Below are 24,716 nucleotides of genomic sequence, written 5' to 3' on the forward strand. Positions count from 1 at the left end.
CAGAGACATTGATTTTAAAAGAAAAATTAGAAGTGGATAAAATATTGGGAAGGAGGAAGTTGGTGATTCAAGATGTCAAGATATCTGAATTACCTCAAACGTGCACAGGAATCGTCTGCGCTGAGTACAAGAAGGGTCACCGAGGCTGTGGATCAGGAACAAACATTTCAGGATTTCTATCCAGAAAAACGAAAATGAAAAACATACAATACCGATTCCGATGCCGACCCCGATTTTAAGAACAAAAACCGGTGTCTCTGATCAGGAATCGATAATAAAGAATCCCCTGATTTATCTTTCAGAGAATGAGATCAATTCCTAAACCCCCTCAGGGGGAATTCATTACCGATACCGATAAACTACTGAACTATCTTGGCCTGAAAAGGAAAGATGCCCCGTACAGAATCGGATGTGATGGTTCTTTCCCTCTAAAAGCCAGCTTCAGTTATGCCGACCGTATCGTAAAGCAAAACTGGTATGATCCTTTGCTGCTTCAGATCCTCCCGCGTGAAGAGGAAACTGAAGGAATGGAAGGTTTTTCTGAAGACCCACTCAAAGAGAGCAGCGCGTTTATAGCACCTGGAGTACTTCAAAAGTACCCATCGAGGATTCTTGTTATGTCAAGTTCCGTGTGCTCTATTCACTGCAGATTCTGCTTCAGAAAAAACTGTCAAATCAAGCAGTTACCGCAAGATGCCACATGGAGAGATATACGCGGAAAAAAGGATATCGATGAGGTTATCTTAAGCGGAGGTGATCCTCTTTGCCTCAGCAACAAAAAGCTTCATGAAATATTTGAAGAGTTGGTATCGATGGAGCACCTCCGGTTACTAAGAATTCACACGAGAGTTCCTGTTTCTCTTCCATCCCGAATTGATAACCAGGTGCTCGATATGCTTTCTGTGATTAACGAGAAGAAAACACTCACTTTGGTTATACACACTAATCATCCGCAGGAGCTTCAGAACGACTGTTCAGAAGTTCTGAAAAAGATTCGCAGCAGAGGAATTCTGGTCCTGAGTCAGTCTGTGCTGCTTAAGGGAATAAACGATTCTGTCCGCACACTTCGTGAACTCTCCCTCAGATTGATTGAGCATGGAATATTACCCTATTACCTGCACCAGTTCGACAGGGTTAAAGGTGGCAGTCATTTTGAGGTTGCAATTGAGAAAGGGAAGTCACTTGTGGGGGAAATGTTGCGATGTACTTGCGGATACGGCTTACCCAAATATGTTCAGGAGATTCCCGGAGAGAGCTCAAAAATCCCCCTCTGACCAGGCGATCAAGGGGGAAGGACGCATTTGAATCTCACAGAAGCACCTTATAATATCATGCTGTTGAGGTGTGAATATTGATAAAAGCTCTCCCGTAGTCTTTTTGTGGAGCTGTGTGGAATCAGTAATGAATGGATCGCTGCAGAGGGATGGTTCAGCAGTTTGGAAAAGCACCTGAAAATTTGATCTCAAATTTGCATGAAAACTTATAAAGTGATGGTAATCGATGATGATCCGGTTATTCGGGAAGTACTTGAGTTCAATCTTGAAGCAAGGGGATATGATGTAATATCATATTCCAACGGGAAAGAGGCCCTTGAGGCTTTGCCTGTTGAGCAGCCGGATCTTGTTCTTCTCGACGTAATAATGCCGGAGATGGACGGGTGGGAAGTATTGAAGCTAATGAGAGATCATTTTGAACATTTGGAAATGAAAATCTTAATGCTTACAGCGAAGAGCACCCAGAAGGACAAATTGATTGGCAGATCGATTCTCAAAGCTGACGAATATATCACTAAACCATTTGATTTCAACGACTTACTGAGAGCCATAAAGAGGTTACTAGGAGAGAGTTAAATGCCTGTGGCATTCCGGAAAATCAGAATTGAGTTATCTGGAATCCCGCTGAACCCCGGAATCGCAATCGGAAGAGCCTACCGTTTCAAGCAAATAGATTTAGAAAGCCTGCGCAATAACACCTTCCCGGTTGAGGATATAAACCTCGAACTGAAAAGACTCCAGAGATCAATTGATAAGAGCAAGGAACAGCTTTTCTCGCTTCAGAAAGCAGGAAAAGATACCGGGAAAAAGGAAATTGAGGATATCTTTGCCGCTCACATTCAATTATTACAGGATGAAACGTTTTTACAGAGTATAAGAGATGCTGTAAAAGTAGAGCGTCTTAATGTTGAGAATATTCTTTCAGTAAAAATTGCAGATATAGAGAAAAGTTTCGGTAATATTGAAAATGAGACTGTAAAGACGCGGCTTATAGATATTCAGGATGTATATCAAAGGCTGCTCAGGAATCTGCTCGAGATAGAGCATGTCAGAGTTACCCCTCTTTTACGTGCGAAACTCAATCCCATTCTTATAGCCGAGCGTCTTCTTCCCTCGGATATTGCATTACTGGAATTCCGCCATATTTCCGGTCTAATAATAGAGGAATCGAGCGCAGTTTCACATGTAGCGATTATAGCCCGGTCTTTTAATATTCCGGCAGTTATCAATATTCCCGGCATTACAGAATTAGTCCGTTCAGATGTCACAGTAATAATTGACGGGTACAGCGGCAAAGTGATAATCAACCCGACGCTTTCAGAAGTCGCATCTTACAAATTAAAGAGAAACGGAATTGCCAAAAAGGAAACTCCTGCAAGAAGATATCATCATTACCTGACCCGTGACGGCATAAGGATACGTCTGGAGGCGAATGCAAACACGCCTGAAGAGATCAGATCTGCTGTTGAGAAGGGAGCCGAGGGAATTGGTCTGATCCGTACCGAGTTTTTTTACCTTGGGCGATCCAGGTACCCGGAACCGGAAGAGGAGTTGGAGTTTTACAGGAAAATTCACGAGAGTGCTGAAGGCAGGCCTGTAACGATACGCTTATTAGACCTGGGTGCGGATAAATCGTTGCCCTTTATCAAGGTTCCCGGTGAGGCAAATCCTCAATTGGGAATCAGAGGAATAAGATATCTTTTTGCGAATCCGGAGCTTCTGGACAGGCATCTCAGATGTCTCCTTAAATCAAGCAGGTATGGTGCTGTCAAGATACTGGTTCCTTTTGTTTCAATTGTTCAGGAGATAGATTACCTGAGCGAAATCATAGAGCGGATTATCCGGGAGGAAAAGATCAACAGGTCACAAATCAGCCTGGGGATCATGGTTGAGATTCCATCTGTGGCGTGGTCTATTCCCATGTTTATGGGAAAAGTGGATTTTCTGAGTATCGGGACAAATGATCTTGTTCAATTTACATTTGCTGCAGACAGAGAGGACAGAAGGCTTGAGGAGTTCAGGCGCGCTTCCTGGCCGGTACTGCTTAAAATGATTAAAGAAGTTGTGAAAGCTGCTCATAAGTACAACAAAGATGTCTCAGTCTGCGGTGAAGCCGCATCTGACCCTGCGATAGCATCACTATTGATAGGCACTGGAATCCGCACACTCTCGGTAAGGGTAAATGCGCTGGAATCAATAAAGAAGGAGATCGAGAGTAAATCAATGGATCAGGTGCAAGTCTCGGTTGAGAAGTATCTGGCGGTACTTGAAGCCAATTCTCGTTGAGAATAATGATTTCGGAAGAGTTACGTTGCTTGTCGGCTCCACAAAAAAAGATTTCTCCTCGATGAAACTCGTCAAAATGACAAACAATAAATACGTGTACTTATCGAAGATTCGTCAAAAAATGAAATATGACGAGTTTACGTGTGCGATCGAAGACCTGTCGAGATGACAGATGATGATCACGGGTTCTTACAGATACAACCGCAGAGATTTAAAAGGGGATGGAACCGTGAAGGATCCATCCCGGTAGAAATTATCCCCTGGAAACAGAAAAAATATCTTCCGGCTTTAGTACCGATATTCCGGCTTCCGGTCCCATAATATCTACTCTGAGGATCTTCTGTGGCTTCTTGAGATCGACTCTGGATTTGATATTTTCAGCCAGACGGGTAAGGATGTCGTAGGTTCTGAAATTTGGATATTTTCTTTTTTCGATATCCATTGCCCATGTTTCATCCGGGCCTATCTGATCTTTCACTTTCTGCACGGTTTCTACCATTATATCGATGTTTGAGTCGCACCAGTTGTCAACCGGGACCCATTTAATGGCGAATTTGATGTTGTCGTGATTTTCCCTGAATAAACTTCTTAGCTGCGCTGTGACATTTCGCGCATCGAGAGATGTTTTAACTCCGATAATGCCCTTTACAGAAGTGTCAACTACCTGAGGCTGGGTGTCACCCAGTTTATTCAGAAGTTCAACTATTTCATCATGTGCTTCCTGTTGCTCTTTGAATCTGTGGGATACAAGCAGATTGAATTGGTTCATGATTTTGTCCTTGAAAGTTTTCTGCCGAATAGTGCGCGTTCATAGTTGAATAATCCAATTTCCGTGCCGAAAATTATGGACAAATAATATCGGATTAGAGATCAGTTCCGAATCCAATATAATATAAAAGAATACCGCTTAACACGGTTAAATATTTAATCTGTTCGCATAAAAATACTATTTAACCAGGGCTCAACCACTACCCAGGCATCATCGACTGTAAGCGCCTTGAGTGAGGCCTGAGGGTCGATTCCTTTTGGCACTGAACGAACCCCGACATTTCTTGCATTCCAGAGCGGGAAATGAGGCATCTCCTTACGTATAATGAGGTTCCTTTTTCCTACCGGGCCATTGCGCTTTTCATCGGTAGGACCAAAAACTGCAGCAACAGGAATCTCCATACAGGCCGCGATATGCATCAAACCGGAATCATTACAAAGACAGAGATTGCATTGTTTTATATGTGCAGCCGTCAGTCCTATATCGACAGGCTCAATGATTCTATGCTTTTCTTTCATAACAGAGGCAACCTGCATCTTCAGATTACTTTCATCAGGCCCGCCAAAAATCAGTGCCTCGGCTCCCAGTTTTCCGCAGATCTTATCCGCCAGTAAACCGAATCGTTTCGGATCCCATCGCTTAATGTCCATTCCGTGTTCCGCACTGGACCCCGGGTGAATCGCGATACGTCGGGGCAGTGCAGTTTTTAGCATCTCCCCGGCCCTGGCTTCATCCTCAGGAGAAAAAAGCTTCGGGAAAGACAATTCCTGTTCATGCAGGTCACGTTCCAGGAACAGGGCGGATAGATTGACATTCTGGTGCAGATCATGAAGGTTGCTATCGATAAGGATTTTTCTGTTATTCAGAAATGAAAGACTGGAGAGATGTTTGAGCGGATAGCGAAACGCGAATCGCTCTTTAATTCCACATAAAAAAGGAAGAAGGTTGTATTGCCAGTTATTGGATGGAAAGAAGCTCAAACTGGCATCATAACACTCTGATTTTATTTGTCTTATGAAAGAAATTCTCTTTTCGGCGCTCCGAACTTTTGTAGGATCCAAGCAATGGATTTTTTTCCAGATCGGATCATTGGCCGCCAGATCGTGAATCGAATTACGCAAAGCCAGCAGATGCAATTCGACTCCGGGCATAAGAGTGTTAATCAATTTGCATGCAGGATAGAACAGCAGGTAGTTACCTATTCCAATCGGGCAGATACACAAAACCTTCATTACTCAATTTTTTCCCGTATAGTATAGAGTTTTTTTGGAGCCATATTGATCAGCATTTCGGCGAGAAACCCGAAGGAGAGAAATTGAATGCCCACAATTATTGCCCCAAGCGATAATACCATCAAAGGTCTGACCCTCATCGCTCCGGAAATGGCCCATTCAATTCCGAAATACCCCAGCACTGTACCGCCAATCATGATAAGAACAAAGCCAATCAATCCGAAAAAATGGAGCGGACTTTTAAGGTAACGGCGCAGAAAAAGCAGAGTCATCATGTCCATCAGCCCATTAAAAAACTTGCCGAAACCATATTTTGATTTTCCATATTTACGGGCATGATGAGGTACGGGGATCTCTGTGACCCTGAAACCATCCCAGAAAGCCAATGCAGGCAGGTATCTATGCCGGTCGCCATAAATATCAAGTGATTTGGCAGCCTCCGCCCTGTAAGCCTTGAAACCGCAATTGAAGTCATGCAGTTTGACTCCGGAGAGAATCGATGTAGCGAAATTCCATATTTTAGAAGGCAGGGTAAAAGTAATGGGATCATAACGCTTCTTTTTCCACCCATTTACCACATCCCACCCCTCATCGATTTTCTTCAGCATCTCCGGAATTGCGACAGGATCATCCTGCAGATCTGCATCCATTGTGATAATAATCTCTCCGGATGCCTCCTTTATTCCCAGGCTTAAGGCAGCAGACTTACCGCAGTTATTACTGAGCCGATAGATGCGTATAATGTTACCAAACTGGTTCCTGAGTTGTTGAAGCACCCCAAAAGATCCATCCGTGCTGCCATCATCAACAAAGAGTACCTCGTACTCACACTCCAGAGAACCCATCACCTCGTGAATCTGGTTCATCAAAGGAGAGAGACTTTCTTCCTCATTGCATAACGGTATTACAATCGAGATCTTCTTCATTCCTGTTTCCCCGAATAACGATTTTTTCTGTTACAAAGAATATTCCTCCAACCATGCTGGCGAGAAGGCCGACAATGGAGGCCAGGAAACCCATCACAAAAGCTGCATCCATTGGAAAACCTGCGAGAGTGAAAAGCGCTCCCCCTGCTGCTTCCCTGATTCCAAAAGGAAGTGGAATTGTCATCAGCATGGCAATAATCGGTACGAATATGAAAAAGTACTGAAAATTGGAAACCGAGAGCATACTAAGAGATCCCGCAACCAGGATGTGAACACCCACTCTGAGAAGTTGAATAATCAACGAGAGCAGGGCCACTTTACCGATCACATGGATATCATGAGCCTCGATTAACATTTCAGAAACAATCTGAGAGATTTTAAACCTGCGGGAGATTTTGAGGGAATCTGATATTTTGAAAAAGAGATTCTGGAGCGGTTGATTGACCAGAAAAACCATGATACCCGCAAAAAGCAGGAATGTCGCCACCAGAGACAGCACCGCTGTCCCTATCTTGCCGTTGCTGATCGAGCCACGTGCAAGAAGGATTATACTTCCGATAATCGCCAGTCCGCTCATAGCCCACAGACCGGCAAACCTGTCAAGAAAAGTAGCGGCAAATCCAGCCATCCCCTTGCCGTCGCGTGACTTGATAGAGAGAACTTTCACAGCATCCCCGAAAATTCCTCCAGTCATGAAATTATTGAAAAACATCCCTACAAAGTACAGTTTGAAAGATCTTCCAAAGGTCAGTGGTATTCCGCGATTTTTAAGGAGCACTCTCCACTGAATCACTCCCAGCAGGCCGCTGAGCAGAAAAACAAGAAAGCTGCTAAGCAGCCACAGCGGTTTAGCCTGCTTTATGGTATTTATGATGTCGTTCCATCCCAGTTTTCCTATCAAAAGGAATATTACGGCAAAGGTAACAGCGAGTTTAGCCAGTGTGAAGAGAGATTTCCTGAACCTTTGCACTTTTTCTCCGTAAACCAACCTGAGATGTCCGAAAACCACAAAAAAAGACAGAATTTAAATAAAATACGTCCAGTCCGCAGGAAAATTCAAAACTCTTTACAATACAAATCTATGGAAAAGTACCTTCAACACTCATTATTTTTCTCTCAAACCCACATTCAGAAGAATCCGGCAATTGGAGAAATATGATCAGAAAATCTGTGTTTTTATCTTTCAGTACCCTTATTCTGTTTTTCTGCTCCTGTCTTGGTCCCTTTGATCCCTATAATGTTCTGCCTGGCGAAAATGGAAACAATCCGATTACAGCCAATGAGGCACTTGTCGGGCACTGGAATCTTAATGAAGGTGAGGGCAGGCAGGCTGCCAACCTGGTTTCTAACCGCATTCATGGTGCGATATCCAATTGTGTATGGGATAGTGCCGGTGGATTAGACAGCAGCGCAGCCTTGCGATTTGATGGAATCACCAGTTTTATGATGGTTCCGGATGACAGCAGCTTAGACTTTGGAACAGGGGATTTTACAATCTCAATCTGGATCAAACCGGATTATTTTTCCGGATCAGGAAGCAGGACCATAGTACGCAAGGGTGAAGAGGGAAAGGGGTTTTCGATAGTATTATACCGCAACAGAATTATTGGCCTGGCTGGTAACAAAACAACTATCACCAGTGCCGATACAACCCTGCGCATATTCGACAGCACATGGCATCATGTCGTTTTTTCAAGAGTAAACTCGATAATATCGCTTTACCTTGACAATCATCTTGTGCACTCTTATGAATATACAGGCAGCGTTTCCTCCACTTCTCCCCTTTTTATCGGCAGAGGCAGAACGGAATCTGATTACTATTCCGGGCTGATTGACGAGATAAAGATTCTGAACTATGGATGGTCTGAGTCGGAAAGGATTTCGGAATATATAAGGGCGACTGGGAGATAGAGGGATTCCTGTTTCACAGGAATGACCGTGGAGATAAGGGTGTGCTTGTGAGGAACGATTGTCACCCAGAGGCATCATGCCTGTGAAAACAGGCATCCAGAAAGTCAAGAAAAGGGTTCCTGATTTCGCAGGAACGACGTGGAGGTGAGGCAATGTTAATTTTGAACATTTCGCTCCAACTCACCTGTTAATTCCAGAACAAGAACAAAAAAAGGTGTGACCCTTCTCAGGACCACACCTTTTATTCTGTCTACCTGATAATCGGATCAGCTTTACGATTTAGATTCCTCAGCCTTACCCGTATCTTTTTTCATCGCAGTATCCGCACTCTTCTTCATCTCATCCAAGCGCTGAATATAGGAAGCTGCTCTGCGGTCTCCCGGATGGGTATTGGCAAACTGCTGCATGATCGCCTTTGCACTGTCGAGCAGTCCAAGCTCCTCATAATTTCGAGCTATAGATGCATGCACATACCAGGGATCAGAGTCATCGGAAAGCAGTTTCTTAAGAATCGCGTTTGCTTCCAGCTTTTTTCCACCCTGTTCCAGAGCCTGGGCAAGAAGTTTCTGATATTCCACGTTATTGGGATCCAGAGCGATTGCCTCACGCATCTTCTTTTCTGCTTCCTCGACACGGTCGTGATTCATGAGTATCTCATGCCTGAGTACTCTTGGTCTCCAGTCCCAGGGCATTATCCTGACACACTGGTCAAGTTTACCGACAGCAAGATCTAGCGTATCCTGATACTGTTTTTTCTTTTCAGAAAGGATATCGACTGAATCCTGTGAACCACCGGCAGAGGCTTTTTCAAGCAGTGCGATCTGCTCCTTCATTTCCACCAGAGGTCTCCTCAGCGCCAGTGCAATCTGGATGTAAGCTGCAGCGTAGTTGGAGAGGAGTTTTTCGGAAGTGTCGTTAAGACGGGCGGAACCATCTCCAAGTCCCCTGAACTGGTAAACGCTATCGAGCAGGTGGACAGTGCGCGGAATATCGAGCTTATCTCTTTCCGGAACAACCTGAGGCATAACCCGATACGCCAGTCCCTGCATCTTGAGATATGGGCCGAGTCCCATAAGGTTATCATCGGAAACTGTGACCGCAAAATAGATGGGTTTACGCCACTTGTTGGCATCAACAATGTTCACTACCATCTGATCCTGCACCCGCAGAGCCTGAAGTTCATTACGTGAAGGAAGAGTTACAGTTATTCCTGAACTGGGCATTGTGTACCGGGTAGGTTCTGTGATCGGATTCAGCGAGTGGTTCAAACCATCGATCTGCTCGTCGGAAAATGAAATAGGCACTTTGGGTTCCTGCTTTTTAAGCTGCTTGATGTACCATTTGGTGTTAAGCAGACTCAAATTGACTATACGGACATCTTTACGAACCCCGTAAGCTTCCTGCAGAGCCCAGAGAGGAAAGGTGTCGTTGTCCCCGTTAGTAAAGATTACCCCGTCCTTTTCACAGGACATAAGCAGGTTGTAAGCATAATCATAGGGAACCCAGTCTCCTTTGCGGGAACTGTCATAAAAATTCTGAGTTATAGGCAGCGCCGGAGAGACCATGAAAAGCACAGCGGCAGCAGGAGCAACTGTCGTACGAAGCATTCTGTTTTTGTTTGAAAACAGATAATGCATTGCAGCGGTTGCCGCTATTCCCATCCACATTCCCAAATACATAAATGCTGAGGCAAAAAAGTAATCACGGACCCTGACCTCCCTGTGCACAGTAGGCATAGGTCCCTGTTTACCGGTTTTAAGCCAGTAGAGGTAATCTCTATGTTCCGGCCGTGTCCCATCCGCGAAATTCATGTATAGGACCATCATCACCGATGAAATCAGGAAGAGAGTTATCAGGAAAATTCCAATATTCCGATTCCTCTTATACAAGTAGTACATCCCAAAAAACATGAAAAACGTAGGCAGGAGATAGACCAGCAGTTTTCCGGTGCCTACCATAAATCCATCTTCGAAATAACTTCTCTCGGTATCATTAGGACCAAGCTGGAAAAACTGGGTCAGATGAAAACCTCCATACCCCATGTGGCCTTCGATCCCGAACTGATGAGCCCATGTGCCTCTGCGCCAGAACATGCGGGTAAACATGTCTTCAGAGCCATACTGTTTTCTTTCCAGATACTCTTTAAAGGAGGTCCATGTTTCGGGATGGTTCTCGTTAATCATTGGGTCGAGTGATGACCTGATCGGGATGTAGAGATGGGAAGAGAAGCCCACTACGGCAAAAAGAGCGACCCAGAAGCAGAACCGCCATTTTTTCTGATTGGGACCCTCAAGAAGAGACATTATGAGAGTACCAAGTGCTGTTGCACTTCCAACCCAGATAAAAAGAGGCATATCTTTTATAACGATTCCGATTAATATTGCAGTCACCCACACACGCCAATCTTTACGCTTTTCTTTATCCCACAGAATAATAAAGAGGAATATTGGCGGAAGTACGATCATGGAGTACATGTGTACCCCTATACCAAGGAAACTGACATAAGTAAGCAGTACCAGATATTTGTCTCTTCCGGGATCTTTACTCTGAGCCCAGACCAGAGCCAGCCAGGTCGTGATTGCCACAAAAAGCATCGATGGGTTAGCTTCAGAGGCCTCTACCGCACTGAACCAGAAAGTAGTTCCGGTCACAGCAAACAGTCCACCGACAATGCCGCCTGTGTAGATAATCAACTGTTTCCATCTGGTGTCAGGCATACCTATCATCCCGATAGCGACTCTGACAGTGATCAGATAGATGAACATGGCGGTAGCAGCACTGGTCAAAACCACCAGAAAATTCATCCTGTACCCGATATCACTGAAGAAAGAGAAAACCATACTGGCCACCCTGAGCATCATCATGAAAAGCGGGTTGCCTGGAGGATGCGGGATACCGAGTGAGTGTCCTGCGGCAATATACTCGCCACAATCCCAGAATGCTACTGTAGGAGCGACTGTCAGGATGAAAAGGACAAAAGCAATAGAAAATACCAGGAGGGCAAAGATGCGATTAAGCCTGGAGTGGGTCTGTTCCATTCTGCGGACCATCCTTTCGTAGTGAATCGGATTGTTTTTTCATAGTTTTATGAATAGAATCGATTATTCCGTTTACAAATTTTCCGGAATCTTCTGTTCCGAACTCTTTTGCAAGCTCTACCGCCTCATCGATTACAACTTTGACTGGTACCCTGGTAAAGCAGCTCATTTCGGCTACAGCGAGACGAAGAATATTGCGGTCAATGGCCGCCATCCTTTTAAGTTCCCAGTTGGCTGTTTTTTCACGAATCAGTTCATCAATATGTTCTGAAGAATTGTAAACTTCCCTCACCAGGTCAGAAGCGTATTTTCTGACCTCATGAGACAAGGCCCCGGTTTCAGCAATACGGTCGAGCATGCTCATCCATTCTTCTGTTTTGCCTACCTCACAGGCATACAAAGTCTGTAAAGCAAGTTCCCGGGCTTTATGCCTGCTTTTAAAGGGGCTCTCATTTTTCAAATCACTCATATTAGCTGTCCACTATACGGTTCAGTTCAGAAAAAGGGTATTACGATGAGCAATCGAAAATAGTACATTTACAGCTTTGGAAACAGATCAACCATCTCTATTGCCCCCAGAGCAGCATTCCAGCCTTTGTTTCCTGCTTTGGTACCGGCTCTTTCAACAGCCTGCTCGATGGTGTCTGTTGTAAGTACTCCGAAAATGATCGGCAGTCCCTCGCTGAGGCTGACATTAGCCACACCTTTTGACACCTCTGCGGCGACATAGTCAAAATGGGGAGTTCCACCTCTTATGACCGCTCCCAGGCAGATTATGGCATCGTACTTTTTCGATCTGGCCATTTTCTGAGCGACAACAGGGATCTCAAATGCACCTGGTACCCAGACAACCGTAATGCTGTTTTTATCGGCATTATGACGTATAAGGCAGTCCATCGCCCCTTCCAGAAGCTTACGGGAGATAAGTTCATTGAAACGGCTCACCACCAGGCCGAACCTCTTTCCCGACGCGTCAAGAATTCCTTCCACTATGGTTGACATACCAGGCCTCCTTCGAGTAAATGACCGAGTTTTTCCTTTTTAGTTGAGAGATATCTTGCGTTATCCTTACCCGGAGAGATCTCAATTGGCACTCTTTCCACTACCTCGAGTCCATAACCCTCCAGCCCTATGATTTTACGCGGATTATTGGTCATTAGACGGATCTTTCGCACCCCAAGATCTGCCAGAATCTGGGCACCGATACCGTAATCCCGAAGATCCGGGGGAAATCCAAGATGCTCATTTGCCTCGACTGTGTCAAGTCCCTGGTCCTGAAGCGCATAGGCTTTGATTTTGTTAACCAGACCTATTCCCCGCCCCTCCTGACGCAGATACAAAACTATGCCGCCCTGTTGGCTTATCTCCTCCATGGCTCTGTGGAGCTGCTGACCACAATCACACCTGCAGGATCCCAGAATATCCCCGGTAAAGCACTCGGAATGCACTCTGACAAGCACAGGTTTTGCGGGATCCACAGGGCCGCTCTGAAGCGCGATGTGAACAGCTCCTGACAATATCTCCTCGTATGCAACCACATCAAAAGAACCACAAGAAGCAGGAAGCCGGGCCGATGCACTCCGCTTGACCAATTTATCTTTGGCAGTCCTGTACCGGATCAGATCCGCAACGCTGATCAGCTTTATGTCATGTCTGGTACTGAACTCAAGCAGTTGCGGCATTCGCGACATGGTACCGTCCTCATTCATAATCTCACAGATAACTCCGGAGGGATAAAGACCGGCTAAACGGGCAAGATCTACAGACGCTTCGGTCTGACCGCTGCGCACCAGCACCCCGCCTTCACGGGCTCTGATAGGAAACATGTGCCCGGGACGTACAAAGTCCTCCGGTTTTGCAGAAGGATCCACCAGTTTAAGAATTGTAGTGGATCTGTCCGCTGCGGATATCCCTGTAGTAGTCCCTTCCCTGGCTTCAACCGAGACAGTAAATGCAGTTTCAAATCTGGATGTGTTCTGGGTTACCATCATTGGTATCTGAAGCTCCTCAAGACGCTTCCCTTCCATCGCTATGCAGATTAATCCACGGGCATATCTGGCCATGAAATTGATTTTCTCAGGAGTACACATCTGGGATGCAAAGGCAAGGTCCCCCTCATTCTCCCTGTCCTCATCATCGACTATTATCACAAATTTTCCGTTACGGAAATCCTCAATTACCTGCTCTATTTCAGAAAAAGTTTTCAATATCCGAGTCCTTCCAGTTTTGTCAACAAAGTATCTTCCTGCAATCCTGTATTTTTCTGTACCAGATTACTGACGTATCTGGCCAGCACATCAATTTCGATATTTACAGAGTCACCGGTTCTTTTATACGCCATTGTCGTACTGTTGATTGTCAGTGGAATAAGAGAAATGGTGATCTCTTCGGTGCCTGTTGAGGCAATTGTCAAACTGATACCATCGATTGCAACGGATCCCTTAACAGCCATAAGCGGCATCAGCTCAAGCGGGACTCTGATACTGCGCTGGATACTGCCGTTTAAGTCCCGGTCCCTGACAATAACTCCTGTTCCGTCAATATGCCCGAGCACCAGATGCCCATCGAGCCTGTCCCCCAGCTTCATCGCCCGTTCAAGGTTAACCTTTCTTCCCGGAACAGCATCACCCAGAGTAGTGCGCTTAAGGGTCTCAGCCACCGCAGAGAAATGCAGCACCTCCCCGTCACACTTCTCGACAGTTAAACAAACGCCATCAATGGAAACCGATCCGCCTTCCGGAACAATGTAGTCCTCCGCTCCGGGGGCTATACAGATTTTTATTGAAGTACCGCTTCGGTTAATTGACCTTACGGTTCCCAGGCATTCGATAAGTCCGGTAAACATGATTCCTTTTTAACCTGATTTGTTTTTAACCATGATAAAACTGATTACACTTATTACACTGATTTAATTGCTTTGATTCTTCGATACAATGCTGATTTAAGGTAACATATAAACTAGAGAAAATACTCCCATAACACTGCGATTAGCAACCCCGAAAGAGTTAGCGAGAAGATTTGGGAACAGGTATTCCGCTTATCATGAAATCTGAATCATCAACAGGGGTAAAGCGTATCTTTTCCAGGTAAAAACATTTATCGATCGGGAGATTGTTTAAAAAGGAGAACCCTGCTTTACCACTGCCCAGGATTTTATTTCCGTAAAAAAGGTAAACTCTGTTTACGAGTCCGAATTCCAGGAACCGGGATGCAAGCCTCTGCCCGCCCTCAACCATGATACTGGTAAGATCCTGCTGAAATGCCATCTCCAGAAATGCATTGAGACTTGATTCCGGGTCTTTTTCACCTGTAGACCAGAATTCAATTCCTGAACGGGTAACAATCTCCCTTTCAGCTCCGCCCCTTACCACTACTATGCTTCTGGAATCCTTCGCATGCTCCCAGAAATAGTTGTTTTCCGGGATATTGCAGTCAGGCGAGAAAACTATTCTGGCCGGAGATGGTCCGCTTACATACCTTACAGTCAGTTGCGGATTGTCCAGTTCAAGAGTTCTTCTCCCCACTGCAACTGCAGTATGGAAGCTCCTGAGTTCATGGACTCTTTTGCGTGATACCTCCGAAGTGATCCATTTGGAACCTCCGTTCTCATCGGCTATCTTCCCATCGAGAGTAAGAGCCAGTTTAAGGGAGATCCATGCTCTCTTTCTTGTAACAGCCCAGAAGAAGTCCTCATTGAGTGTTTCTGCATCCTCAGAGAGAAGCCCGGTCGATACATCGATACCGTTATCTCTCAGTTGCCGGATACCTTTACCGTTTACCAGTGGATTGGGATCTTTCAGAGAAACGAATACTTTCTTTATTCCCGCATTGATAATGAAATCTGTGCAGGGCGGGGTTCGTCCATAGTGGCAGCATGGTTCAAGAGTAACAAAGAGAGTGGCACCTGCAGCTTTTTCACCGGCAGCAATAATCGCGTTCTTTTCGGCATGGAGACCTCCGCAGACCTCTGTGGCACCCTCGCCGACTATAACTCCATTGTTAACCACAACGGCACCGACCGCAGGATTGGGAAATGTCTTTCCTTTGGCTGATCGTGCGAGGCTGTGTGCCCTCTGCATGTATTGGATATTATCCTCTGAGCCAGTATTCATCATAAATCAACACTGAAAATACCAAAAAACCTTTCTCTGTTCAATCGCTATCATTCTCATTATATTGCCACATTAATGTGTTCGTAGTATTTTAGGAAAAATGAAAAAAAAGATTTCCTCTCAGGAACGGCTTCTACTATTTCTTGCATCAAGAGGAGACCCCAACGCGTTCTTCACTCTGATTTCGCCCTTTCTAAAGGGTATTTATTACAATGAACAACTCGAGGGGTCATCACATGATGAAATTATAGAAAAGCTTAAAAGCCTCTCCAAGATGCTGTTGAAAAAACTGAAAGGCTCTGAACCGAAGGATTTCGAGGAGTGGTTCAGAAAAAATTCAGGTTATCAGGATATACCCTTTGATATTGAAGTTGAGTCGAAAACAGATGCCGGACAGGCACAGTTTCTGCTGGAGATTCAGAGATATCTTCTTAAAAACAGAGAGAAGGGTAGTTCTGGTAACAGGCACGGACATTGGAGAATTCCCGGAAAGCTGGTTTTAAGATTCGCTATTGTAATTTTTATACTTGTTTTTCTGCCGGGATTTTTTTATTTCTATCTACTGAGCACCAATTCACGTTTAAAAATCGAGTACAGTTCACAGAATCGGCTTCTGGCATTCAAAATTCCCTTTCAGGCAGGGGAAATTAATTCCAGGGCCGCTGTTGATACGATTTCAACCGGGCCTGCAGTTGACTCTTCGGCGACAGGGGAAAAAACCGTTTCTACCGGAATTGACACTGTTGCGGCTGTCCCGGTAGAGCGAAAAGTAAGAAAGCCCAAAGTAAAAAGTCGCCCGCCGGAGCCAGTGACAATGCCGGTTTCAACTCCTCCGGCATCAGAAATCACCGTTCAGAGCGCCGATACAATGCCTGAAATTTCCGATATTTCAGTAGATACGATCAGCAGGAATCAGTAAGTGTTCATTTACACCTTCCGAGAGCGCAAGTATAAGCAGGGAATGCAAAATTTGCATCCGGCAGAATGAAACTGGAGGTAATTGTTATCATTTGAAAATCTTTGCGACCTCGGAAGGGAACGGCTAAAGCATAGAAAAGCAATCAATTAGGGATTTTTCTTCTTGATTTGCTTTAGTCTGTAAGGTATACTTTACTTCCCTAGTTGATTTTTCATATATTGCAAGAGGAGAGTTTAACAGACTGGGACAATATTTAAAAAAGCATGAGACTTATATTACCTGTAATCATCCTGCTTGCATTATGTTCACCCTCATTTGGTGAGGCTGAAGAATATGTATTGCAAGCGGGTGATGTAATATCAATTAACGTTGTGGAGCACCCCGAATTTTCAGGGCGGCACAAGATCAGGCCTGACGGGAGAATCAACTACCCGGTAATAGGCGAGGTCAGTGTGGCGTCGCTTACCTGTGCTCAGTTAGTGAAGATAATGCAGGGAAAGCTCTCCTCTTATGTAAATAACCCCGTTGTTTCGGTCTCCATTGAAGCATACTACGCAAACAAGATTTTTATAATCGGCGCAGTTTCCAGAGCAGGTGAATATCAGATTTATGAACCAATAGAGCTTGTAAAGGCAATCGCCATGTGCGGCGGGCTCACCAACTCAAAAGTAAAACACATCAAGATAATCAGAGTTGACGGTTCAGTTATAACCGCGGATATGAAGGAGATATGGAGTGCAACTGAAAAGTACGATGTTAAAAAGTATGTACTTTACCCTGGCGATACGATGTTTGTTCCGGAATCATTTAAAATGCCCTGGGGTGTGCTGGGATCAATTTTGTCTATTTTAAATGTTACCTTACAAATTGTTATACTGTTCAATACCCTTAATTCCAAATAGCCCTGAGTATTGCAGTTGCGGGGCTTGCCTAAAATGAAAGATCCGGTAGTTATTTCTGTTGGCGGCGGCAAAGGTGGAGTAGGAAAAAGCACAATAACCGCCAATATCGGAGCCACTCTTTCAAAACAGGGTTTTTCAGTAGGTTTCATAGATGCCGACCTGGGAGGCGCGAATCTTCATATCTGCCTGGGTGTTAAGCGCCCAAATGGTGGATTACAGGATTTTATAAACAGAAAATGCAAAAATTTAAGCGACATAGCAGTCCCTACAATTGTTCCAGACAGTTGGCTTATCAGTGGAGCCAGTGATATCCTGGAACTCGCAAACCCCAATTATGCCCAGAAACAGAGGATTATCAGTAATCTCAGTAAGATGTCCGCCGATTATATTCTTGTGGACCTTGGGGCCGGAAGCAATTACCATGTCACTGACTTTTATGCCGCTTTTCCCTGCGGGATCGTGGTCACCGACGGGTTGCCGACATCTATTGAAAACGCCTATGGCTACCTGAAAAACGGCATAGTACAGGGATTGGCAAGGCTTTTTCCCGGTAACAGTGAGGCACAGAAAATCATTAAAAATTTCACCAACCCTGAAACCGGAAAAAGTTTTTCGACCGTGAACGATCTCCTTGCTTATTTTGCCAGAAAGTTTCCCGAAGAAGGGAAAAAAATGAAAGAGTGGCTTTGCAGCCGCAAGACTCTGCTTATACTTAACATGGTGAAAAACGGAGAGGATATCAAGGTAGGGACCCGTTTTGCCGAACTGGTTAAAAAGTATCTCTCCATCACGCTGCATTACATCGGTTATATCATCTACTCCCCTGAAATCAGAGCCGCTATCAGGCACATGCGTCCGGCTGTCTTAGACCAGGTACAGTCCCGGACAAAAGAGTGTTTCGATGCCGTGACAGATAATCTAATTACCATAACCAGGGGACGTTCCTTAAGATGAGCTATGTGAGGTACTGGAAACTCAGGGAAAAACCGTTTGAAGATCTCTGCAACATCAGATTTTTCTTCGAAAGCGAAGACCACAGGGAGGCTCTGGACAGGCTTCTCTATGTAGTTAACGACAGAAACATGAATATGGGACTCCTTACCGGTGAAGTCGGCTCAGGGAAGACCATAACCAAAAACGTTCTCTTCGGTTCTCTTCCCAGACACTCCTTTGAAGTGATCGATTTTGAGAATTCCAATTTCAGCTTCGTCGATATACTCTATGATATTGTAAGCCGGATCACTTTCCATGATTCAGAGGCAGAAAAGGGTAATAACGAGATGCCGCAGCGTGGTGACAAATACATGCTGATGCAGGTTTTCAAGAAAAAACTCGACATCCTTTCCCGTGAAAAACGTCATCTGGTTCTGATTTTTGATGAGGCGCAGCAGATAGAGGACAGTGTGCTTGATGAAATCAAGAATCTCACAAATGTCTCATCCCGGACAGAGAATTACATGTCAATCTTTTTTGTCGGGCAGCCGGAACTTAGAGAAAAGATCCACCGGCTCAAACAGCTCGATCAGCGAATTTTCCTCAGATTTCATCTGAACAATCTCGATTATAATGATACAATAAAGTACATCCAGCACAGATTGCGTGTATCCGGACTGGAAAAGGGAACAATTTTTACCAACCCGGCTTGTGAGGAGATTTTCCGCAGCACCGGTGGAGTCCCCAGAGAGATAAACCGCCTTTGCAAACTGGCACTGAACAACGGTTTCGCACAAGGAGCAAAGAAGATCTGCCGCGAGGATATCCAGATCATACTCGACGATTTACAGGTACATAGCTGATGAGTAAGAAAAAACTCAAGCTTGGCGAAATAGTACGTAAGCTCAATGAAGCCGAAGGTGGAGAGTCTGCCGGAGCCAGTGAGAAGCGCACCGATACAGGATCCGTTAACGAAGCGCAGCAGACTACTTCCCCACAGAATCATCGGACTGATGAAGAAAAAATCCTTCCTGAGCAGCCTGTGAGAAAAAAAGAGAGTTCTCAGGATTCAGGAGAAAGACCTAAGAACGCAAGCCCAGGAGCATCCCATAGCTGGAAAGCAGGCCATGAAGCCTCTGCAGCAGGCACAATGCCTTTCAGCTTCCCCTTAACAGATCATAAAACCGGAATTGGTGATGGAAGTGATGAAGAGGAAGATTTTGATTTGTTCAGATATATTGGAGTGATGCTCAGACGGAAAAATATCATCATAACTTCAGCTATTCTGATGACTCTATTTTCCATTTTCCGTTATATAAACAGTGACAAATACTACCTCGCAAGAGCACGCCTTCTTTTCCGCCCTGACAACCAGGAAATCATAGGAGAGCAGAGAACTATCCGTTTCTACGCAGACAGAGAGAAGCTTTTCAATACACACCTGGAGCTTCTGAAATCAGGTACTGTACTCAAAAGAGTCTGTGAGAATCTTGATAACCGCATAGAGATACCCGCCATCCTGGAGGAACTTACGGTAAAGCAGGGGGAAACTGGAGGAGAGAAGAACGATATCATCGAGTTGTCATATAAAAACCACAGTTCAGAGACAGCAAGAGATGTCATAAATGAGATCTGCAGGACTTATATAGACTACCGCAGGGATGTCAATTCTCAGGAAATCACCCGGCTTATTTACAAATTTGAGACACAAATCGGTAAGCTGCAGTCAGAGCTGGATGCAAAAGAGAGTGATCTGAGAAAGTTCAAAGAAGACAACCGGATGGTACAGCTTTCAAGTGAGACAAATCTTCTGATCTCCAAGCTCTCGGACATGGAGCTTGAACTCCAGAAAACCCAGCTTCAACTGGTTGAGACAAAAGAGCGGATCACAGCGCTGAATTCTCAGATCAGCAAGCAGGAACAGGAAGTTGTTCAGTCAATCACATATCATGACCCGTTTCAGAACCGGCTTTCGGACCTGGAGCTCGAGCTGAACACACTTTCTTCTGAATACAGCCCCGAGCATTACAAGGTCAGGATGCTCAAGCAGCAGATAGAGATGCTCAAATCAGCCGCTGCCGACAGTCTTAACAGAGAAGCAGCAAGCAGGACGATGGTTACAAACCCGATCCGCCAGGCGCTTCTTCAAGAACTTATTAATTTAACAATCGAGAAATCGGCGACAGAAACAAAGAGAACAGCACAGGAACAGATTATCGAGAAACTCAACCATGAGCTTCTTGCCCTGCCCTCTCTGGAGCAGAGATATGCCTATCTGCAGAGGGAAACAGAGTCGCAGTTGCAGACACTGCGGCTGCTCAAGACCAAATATGAAGAAGTAAAGATCAGGCGTGACTCTCAGGAGTCAGATCTTAAAATCCTGGAACTTGCCGATACCCCGACAATAGCTATCTCAAGTGTTAAACTAAGCAGTATAGCAATAGGTTTTCTGATCGGAATTATTATCGGTATAGCACTGGCTTTTCTGATTGAGTATCTCGATCAGAGCTTGAAGGATCCTTCCGATGTCGAGAAGATTCTTGAACTGCCTCTTCTGGGCATTGTTCCTCTTTTGGACACAGACGAGACTGTGTCAGAGAAAGGGGGACTGCCGAAAAATCTGTTGGAACCCTTCCGGGCGCTCAGGGCTAATCTTAAACATCTAGCGGCAGCCAATAACCTTAAGACATTTATTATCTGCAGCGCGGTCAAAGGTGAAGGAAAAACCACCCTTGCCTCGAACCTTGCGATCACATTTGCCCTTGACGGAAAGAAAGTGATACTGATCGATGCAGACCTGAGACGTTCACAATTGCACTCAATGTTTGACATTCCAAAGCAGAAGGGCTTTTCCGATTACCTGTTATCGACTGCAGAACTCGATGATATCATCAAGCCCACCAGATTTGATAACCTTTCGGCGATAACCTCCGGAGATCGTCCGGACAACCCCGCGGAACTGCTTGGAACGATGCGCTTTGACATGATGCTTCAGGAGATAAGGAGCAAAGCAGAGGTCATCATTTTTGATTCACCCGCACTGCTTCCTGTCAGTGACACGTTGATTATGGCTCCGAAAATGGACAGCTGCATAGCTGTTGTCAGGACTCTGTATACACCTGTCAAAGCAGCACAACAGGCAAAGAATCAGTTGAGAAGAATCGGGTGCAAGCTTTTCGGTGCCATACTCAATGGAGTTTCACACTCCCGCGGCTATTATCCCTACTATGGATATTACGGCTATAATGCTTATAAATACTCATATAATGATGATCCGGATGTCCGGGTTTTTTCAATAAGAAAGATAGGCCTGAATTTTGAAAACTGGTTAAAACGTAAGTTGAATTCATCCGCTTTTTCAATACCCGGATTGATAAACTCCACAGGTTCTTTTCTGAAGTATCTTTCCAGGAAAAAGACAACCTGGATACTTCTTATTATCATATTTTGCCTTACAGGTCTTCATTTCTGGTATCAACTGACAAAGAAGCAGACTTTCGAAGAAGACTTTCAATACATGGGTGTCAGCGGTCATAATTCAGATGATATGAGTGTGGCCCTTGCAAGTGAGCACTCAGACAGCGGGGCTTATTTGATTGATCTCAGGGACAGTGTTACCCAGTGGATAGGGGCATTGAGTGAAAAAAACAGGACAAGATATCTTTCTTTCTATGATACAATTGATTTCAGGTATTCAGGCGGAAGTTTCCGGGAGTGGATGCAGGAATTTGAGAAGAATGACAGGAACAGAAAGCCCGGATTTTCAGTGCGTCTGGAGAAAATAATCGAACAGACAAGCAGAGGAAATCAAAAGGAGATTCTGGCCGAGATTTCAGAGATTTCCGGAATTGACACTCTGCGTTATGGTCTCCTTTCTCTCTGGCAGTCAGGGGAAGAGGGGTGGAGAATTGTGGGAGAGAAAAAAGTCAGTAATCAGGAATGATTATCACTGACTTAATAACCTTCATCAAGGCGGCTTATCATGTCAAGAAGATCCAGGCGAAGAAAGATTGCTTTCCTTGTGTATGCCTTCCTGGTTTCTGTAATTCTGTGGCAGAGCTTTTCCTTGACAAAGTATACCCACTCATCAGGAAAGACAAAGGGGCTTAAGACTTATCAAGTCACTGTTGATGGAAATGTGAGGAGACCCGGGCTCTACAGTGTACCTGAAGGAACCACCCAGTTTGAGATACTCAAGATGGCCGGGGTACGCCCAACCTCAAATCTCTCAGCCTTTAACCTTTCAAGCCAGATAGGTGAAAATGCAAGATTGGAAGTGGGGACTCTCGATAAGCCTGCAGGTGCAACACTTGCTGCGCGTCTGGAGTTTTATTTCGGCGAGCTTAATGTGATCAGTTCTGATGGGCGCAGCAGGCCGGTTAATGACAGGATGGAGATAACATCCGGAGACCGGGTATTGACCGAAGCATCAACCCAGGCAGAAATCTCCTTTGGCGCTTTCTCCAGAGTTGATATTGACAATTATTCGGAACTGGTATTTGACAAAATCGGCTCTCTGGAAGGCGAAAAAAAGGTAACTGAGTTGTATCAGAAATCGGGTTTATGCTGGTATAATACGATGTACACGGACAGCAAAAATGAGATATTCAGGGTATTTACACACTCTGCTGCAGTGACAGTTGGAGGAAGAAATGCGGATTATCTGATAGAGGTGCAGAATGATATTGTCCAGATAAACCTCAGTGACGGATTGCTGCTGGTGGAGAGAACTGGCGGCGGTGAGGCAATGAACATGATTTCGGGTCAGAGTGTCACTATCTACAAGGATGGACGGCCTTTCCAGGTTTCCAGATTGACAGCGGATGTCAGCGCAAACGAGCGATTTTCCCGGCTCTCCAGTGAGAAAGTCAAACACATGAAACGTCTCGTGCCGATGAACTTTCTTTTCTGCGGTGTTCCTCCTGTATTCTTCCTCGTAAGCCTTCAGTACGAAAGCGGAAACATCTTCGTGATAAGGATACCCCCGACACTTCTTATCGAACAGTTCACACAGAATATTTCGACATTAAATGAGGCATTCCTTTTCGGCGGTCCATCATTTGTCAGCACATTTGTAGAGAGAATTTTTGATATCCGTATTTCAAATCACGCCGTACTTGACAAAGGCGATGTATTGAGAATTGCAGATATCCTGGGAGGGATTCCTGCTGTATTGGATCCCAAAACTGCCGCATCCCTGAATGTTTCATCCGGACAAAACCGGCTCAGCGGAGCATCTCTGGGGCTTTACCTTGCTGGTGACGCAGGGAGCGGAAAGAGACAAACCGAGGTTCTGAAAAGCATCATCAATGAATTTCGTACAAGGAAAGCAGTGCTTACCGCTATTCTCGCGGATCAAATATTGAATGGTACCGAAACTAATATTACTGCATCGGAAGTCATGAATCTGTACACAAGATTTCTGGAAAGAAAAGGCTGGGAATTCAAGGACAGGGTGATGCCAATCCGTATGGTAGAACGACGTTCCAAGGTTTGTTACGATCCTGTATTAAGTGACTGTAAAATTCTATTGAACTCAGATGAATAATAAAACTGTTCTGGTAATTGGCTCAGGGGGCCAGCTTGGCTCTGAGATGGTAAAGTTTTTCAAGAAAGCCGCATACTCTGTGGCAGATGTTGATTATCCTCAGATCGACATCACGGACAGAGAATCTGTGCGTGGGATTATTAATCAGATCAAGCCATCATGCATAATTAACTGTGCCGCATTCACAGCCGTTGACGACTGCGAGTCACATCCCGATACTGCGTTTGCTTTAAACGCCAGGGGTCCTGAAAATCTGGCGAACAGTGCCGAGGAAAACGGGGCTCTTCTGGTGCATATCAGTACCGACTATGTTTTTGACGGTAAAAAGAGTGTACCCTATATAGAGTCGGATATTACAAACCCGATGACTGTTTATGGAAAATCCAAGCTTGAGGGGGAACATCTGGTGACAGAAAACTGTTCAAGACATCAGATTTTCCGCATAGCCTGGCTCTACGGTCTCAACGGGAATAATTTTGTCAAGGCTATAAGAAATGCTGCTATAAAGAAGAAGGCATCGGGAGAGCCTCTCAAGGTGGTAAACGATCAGACCGGAACTCCCACCAGTGCAATCGAGGTCTGCCGTCAGGTATTGAATTGTCTTGAGAGCGGGCAAAATGGCATTTTTCATAGTACCTGCGAAGGTTCATGCACCTGGTATGATTTTGCACGGGAGATACTTACAAGTTCCGGGATCGATGTAGAGCTGCTGCCCTGCACCACTGAGGAGTTTCCCAGACCTGCTCCCCGCCCCCGCTTTAGTGTGCTGGAGAACGCCAGACTCAAGAGCCTGGGGCTTAATACCATGCCGGACTGGAGAGAAGCATTCGCAAATTTTATCAATGACGAAAAGAAAGCGGTTTAAA

At 45.1% G+C, this 24,716-nt stretch carries 21 protein-coding genes; 11 read left to right on the top strand and 10 right to left on the bottom strand.

Annotated features, from left to right (window positions below; translation table 11 throughout):
• The first annotated feature begins 305 nt into the window (after nucleotides 1-305).
• The 3 genes from GX089_07125 (at nucleotide 306) to ptsP (ending at nucleotide 3,560) form a co-directional block, all read left to right on the top strand.
• Nucleotides 306-1,274, top strand: a complete 969-nt coding sequence (locus GX089_07125; GenBank protein NLP02249.1) for a KamA family radical SAM protein — start codon at nucleotides 306-308, stop codon at nucleotides 1,272-1,274.
• 213 nt (nucleotides 1,275-1,487) lie between these two features.
• Complete coding sequence (locus GX089_07130) at nucleotides 1,488-1,850, top strand: response regulator (GenBank protein ID NLP02250.1); 363 nt, start codon at nucleotides 1,488-1,490, stop codon at nucleotides 1,848-1,850.
• The gene (gene ptsP / locus GX089_07135; GenBank protein NLP02251.1) at nucleotides 1,851-3,560 is read left to right on the top strand and encodes a phosphoenolpyruvate--protein phosphotransferase; all 1,710 of its coding nucleotides are present in this window, start codon (nucleotides 1,851-1,853) and stop codon (nucleotides 3,558-3,560) included.
• A gap of 253 nt (nucleotides 3,561-3,813) precedes the next feature.
• Here ptsP and GX089_07140 read toward each other — a convergent pair whose 3' ends face one another.
• The 4 genes from GX089_07140 to GX089_07155 all read right to left on the bottom strand — a co-directional run bounded on the left by GX089_07140 (nucleotide 3,814) and on the right by GX089_07155 (nucleotide 7,457).
• Complete coding sequence (locus GX089_07140; protein ID NLP02252.1) at nucleotides 3,814-4,329, bottom strand: hypothetical protein; 516 nt, start codon at nucleotides 4,327-4,329, stop codon at nucleotides 3,814-3,816.
• Between the two features lie 155 nt (nucleotides 4,330-4,484).
• Entirely contained in the window at nucleotides 4,485-5,561 is a 1,077-nt protein-coding gene (locus GX089_07145) for a glycosyltransferase family 9 protein (protein ID NLP02253.1), read from the bottom strand.
• Complete coding sequence (locus tag GX089_07150) at nucleotides 5,561-6,487, bottom strand: glycosyltransferase family 2 protein (GenBank protein ID NLP02254.1); 927 nt, start codon at nucleotides 6,485-6,487, stop codon at nucleotides 5,561-5,563. Before GX089_07150 ends, GX089_07145 begins: the two co-directional genes overlap by 1 nt.
• Entirely contained in the window at nucleotides 6,450-7,457 is a 1,008-nt protein-coding gene (locus GX089_07155; protein NLP02255.1) for a flippase-like domain-containing protein, read from the bottom strand. The genes GX089_07150 and GX089_07155 overlap by 38 nt, the downstream gene beginning before the upstream one ends.
• Nucleotides 7,458-7,642: 185 nt before the next feature.
• On the opposite strand from GX089_07155, the gene GX089_07160 reads away from it, so the two are divergent.
• Nucleotides 7,643-8,398 carry a LamG domain-containing protein gene (locus GX089_07160; GenBank protein NLP02256.1) on the top strand — a complete coding sequence of 252 codons (756 nt, stop codon included), beginning with the start codon at nucleotides 7,643-7,645 and terminating at the stop codon, nucleotides 8,396-8,398.
• A 272-nt stretch (nucleotides 8,399-8,670) separates the two neighbouring features.
• Here GX089_07160 and GX089_07165 read toward each other — a convergent pair whose 3' ends face one another.
• The 6 genes from GX089_07165 to ribD all read right to left on the bottom strand — a co-directional run bounded on the left by GX089_07165 (nucleotide 8,671) and on the right by ribD (nucleotide 15,551).
• Nucleotides 8,671-11,436: a DUF2723 domain-containing protein gene (locus GX089_07165; protein NLP02257.1), complete on the bottom strand. Its 2,766-nt coding sequence runs from the start codon at nucleotides 11,434-11,436 to the stop codon at nucleotides 8,671-8,673.
• Complete coding sequence (gene nusB, locus GX089_07170) at nucleotides 11,411-11,905, bottom strand: transcription antitermination factor NusB (protein ID NLP02258.1); 495 nt, start codon at nucleotides 11,903-11,905, stop codon at nucleotides 11,411-11,413. The genes GX089_07165 and nusB overlap by 26 nt, the downstream gene beginning before the upstream one ends.
• A gap of 68 nt (nucleotides 11,906-11,973) precedes the next feature.
• On the bottom strand, nucleotides 11,974-12,438 hold the full coding sequence (locus GX089_07175) for a 6,7-dimethyl-8-ribityllumazine synthase (protein ID NLP02259.1): 465 nt from the start codon (nucleotides 12,436-12,438) through the stop codon (nucleotides 11,974-11,976).
• Nucleotides 12,426-13,646, bottom strand: a complete 1,221-nt coding sequence (locus GX089_07180; protein ID NLP02260.1) for a bifunctional 3,4-dihydroxy-2-butanone-4-phosphate synthase/GTP cyclohydrolase II — start codon at nucleotides 13,644-13,646, stop codon at nucleotides 12,426-12,428. Before GX089_07180 ends, GX089_07175 begins: the two co-directional genes overlap by 13 nt.
• Nucleotides 13,640-14,281, bottom strand: a complete 642-nt coding sequence (locus tag GX089_07185) for a riboflavin synthase (protein ID NLP02261.1) — start codon at nucleotides 14,279-14,281, stop codon at nucleotides 13,640-13,642. The genes GX089_07180 and GX089_07185 overlap by 7 nt, the downstream gene beginning before the upstream one ends.
• Before the next feature lie 160 nt (nucleotides 14,282-14,441).
• The gene (gene ribD, locus GX089_07190) at nucleotides 14,442-15,551 is read right to left on the bottom strand and encodes a bifunctional diaminohydroxyphosphoribosylaminopyrimidine deaminase/5-amino-6-(5-phosphoribosylamino)uracil reductase RibD (GenBank protein ID NLP02262.1); all 1,110 of its coding nucleotides are present in this window, start codon (nucleotides 15,549-15,551) and stop codon (nucleotides 14,442-14,444) included.
• A gap of 97 nt (nucleotides 15,552-15,648) precedes the next feature.
• Here ribD and GX089_07195 point away from each other — a divergent pair, with 97 nt between their 5' ends.
• The 7 genes from GX089_07195 to rfbD all read left to right on the top strand — a co-directional run bounded on the left by GX089_07195 (nucleotide 15,649) and on the right by rfbD (nucleotide 24,715).
• Nucleotides 15,649-16,467 (top strand): hypothetical protein, encoded by an 819-nt coding sequence (locus GX089_07195; protein ID NLP02263.1) that lies wholly within the window; start codon nucleotides 15,649-15,651, stop codon nucleotides 16,465-16,467.
• Nucleotides 16,468-16,730: 263 nt separating this feature from the next.
• Entirely contained in the window at nucleotides 16,731-17,369 is a 639-nt protein-coding gene (locus tag GX089_07200) for a polysaccharide export protein (GenBank protein ID NLP02264.1), read from the top strand.
• A 33-nt stretch (nucleotides 17,370-17,402) separates the two neighbouring features.
• Nucleotides 17,403-18,323, top strand: coding sequence for a MinD/ParA family protein (locus tag GX089_07205; protein ID NLP02265.1), 921 nt, complete (start codon nucleotides 17,403-17,405; stop codon nucleotides 18,321-18,323).
• Nucleotides 18,320-19,165, top strand: coding sequence for an AAA family ATPase (locus GX089_07210; GenBank protein ID NLP02266.1), 846 nt, complete (start codon nucleotides 18,320-18,322; stop codon nucleotides 19,163-19,165). The genes GX089_07205 and GX089_07210 overlap by 4 nt, the downstream gene beginning before the upstream one ends.
• Nucleotides 19,165-22,245 carry a polysaccharide biosynthesis tyrosine autokinase gene (locus GX089_07215; protein NLP02267.1) on the top strand — a complete coding sequence of 1,027 codons (3,081 nt, stop codon included), beginning with the start codon at nucleotides 19,165-19,167 and terminating at the stop codon, nucleotides 22,243-22,245. The genes GX089_07210 and GX089_07215 overlap by 1 nt, the downstream gene beginning before the upstream one ends.
• 39 nt (nucleotides 22,246-22,284) lie before the next feature.
• Entirely contained in the window at nucleotides 22,285-23,850 is a 1,566-nt protein-coding gene (locus GX089_07220) for a hypothetical protein (protein NLP02268.1), read from the top strand.
• Nucleotides 23,843-24,715, top strand: coding sequence for a dTDP-4-dehydrorhamnose reductase (gene rfbD, locus GX089_07225; protein NLP02269.1), 873 nt, complete (start codon nucleotides 23,843-23,845; stop codon nucleotides 24,713-24,715). The genes GX089_07220 and rfbD overlap by 8 nt, the downstream gene beginning before the upstream one ends.
• Nucleotide 24,716: the final 1 nt, after the last annotated feature.

It is taken from the genome of Fibrobacter sp. (assembly GCA_012523595.1).
In the GTDB taxonomy this organism is placed as follows: domain Bacteria; phylum Fibrobacterota; class Chitinivibrionia; order Chitinivibrionales; family Chitinispirillaceae; genus JAAYIG01.

Excerpts from the sequence above, each read along its gene's own strand:
- GX089_07125 (NLP02249.1), top strand. The coding sequence starts at position 306 with ATGAGATCAATTCCTAAACCCCCTCAGGGGGAATTCATTACCGATACC.
- ptsP (NLP02251.1), top strand. The coding sequence starts at position 1,851 with ATGCCTGTGGCATTCCGGAAAATCAGAATTGAGTTATCTGGAATCCCG.
- GX089_07140 (NLP02252.1), bottom strand. The coding sequence starts at position 4,329 with ATGAACCAATTCAATCTGCTTGTATCCCACAGATTCAAAGAGCAACAG.
- GX089_07145 (NLP02253.1), bottom strand. The coding sequence starts at position 5,561 with ATGAAGGTTTTGTGTATCTGCCCGATTGGAATAGGTAACTACCTGCTG.
- GX089_07150 (NLP02254.1), bottom strand. The coding sequence starts at position 6,487 with ATGAAGAAGATCTCGATTGTAATACCGTTATGCAATGAGGAAGAAAGT.
- GX089_07160 (NLP02256.1), top strand. The coding sequence starts at position 7,643 with ATGATCAGAAAATCTGTGTTTTTATCTTTCAGTACCCTTATTCTGTTT.
- GX089_07165 (NLP02257.1), bottom strand. The coding sequence starts at position 11,436 with ATGGAACAGACCCACTCCAGGCTTAATCGCATCTTTGCCCTCCTGGTA.
- nusB (NLP02258.1), bottom strand. The coding sequence starts at position 11,905 with ATGAGTGATTTGAAAAATGAGAGCCCCTTTAAAAGCAGGCATAAAGCC.
- GX089_07175 (NLP02259.1), bottom strand. The coding sequence starts at position 12,438 with ATGTCAACCATAGTGGAAGGAATTCTTGACGCGTCGGGAAAGAGGTTC.
- GX089_07185 (NLP02261.1), bottom strand. The coding sequence starts at position 14,281 with ATGTTTACCGGACTTATCGAATGCCTGGGAACCGTAAGGTCAATTAAC.
- ribD (NLP02262.1), bottom strand. The coding sequence starts at position 15,551 with ATGATGAATACTGGCTCAGAGGATAATATCCAATACATGCAGAGGGCA.
- GX089_07195 (NLP02263.1), top strand. The coding sequence starts at position 15,649 with ATGAAAAAAAAGATTTCCTCTCAGGAACGGCTTCTACTATTTCTTGCA.
- GX089_07200 (NLP02264.1), top strand. The coding sequence starts at position 16,731 with ATGAGACTTATATTACCTGTAATCATCCTGCTTGCATTATGTTCACCC.
- GX089_07205 (NLP02265.1), top strand. The coding sequence starts at position 17,403 with ATGAAAGATCCGGTAGTTATTTCTGTTGGCGGCGGCAAAGGTGGAGTA.
- GX089_07210 (NLP02266.1), top strand. The coding sequence starts at position 18,320 with ATGAGCTATGTGAGGTACTGGAAACTCAGGGAAAAACCGTTTGAAGAT.
- GX089_07215 (NLP02267.1), top strand. The coding sequence starts at position 19,165 with ATGAGTAAGAAAAAACTCAAGCTTGGCGAAATAGTACGTAAGCTCAAT.
- GX089_07220 (NLP02268.1), top strand. The coding sequence starts at position 22,285 with ATGTCAAGAAGATCCAGGCGAAGAAAGATTGCTTTCCTTGTGTATGCC.
- rfbD (NLP02269.1), top strand. The coding sequence starts at position 23,843 with ATGAATAATAAAACTGTTCTGGTAATTGGCTCAGGGGGCCAGCTTGGC.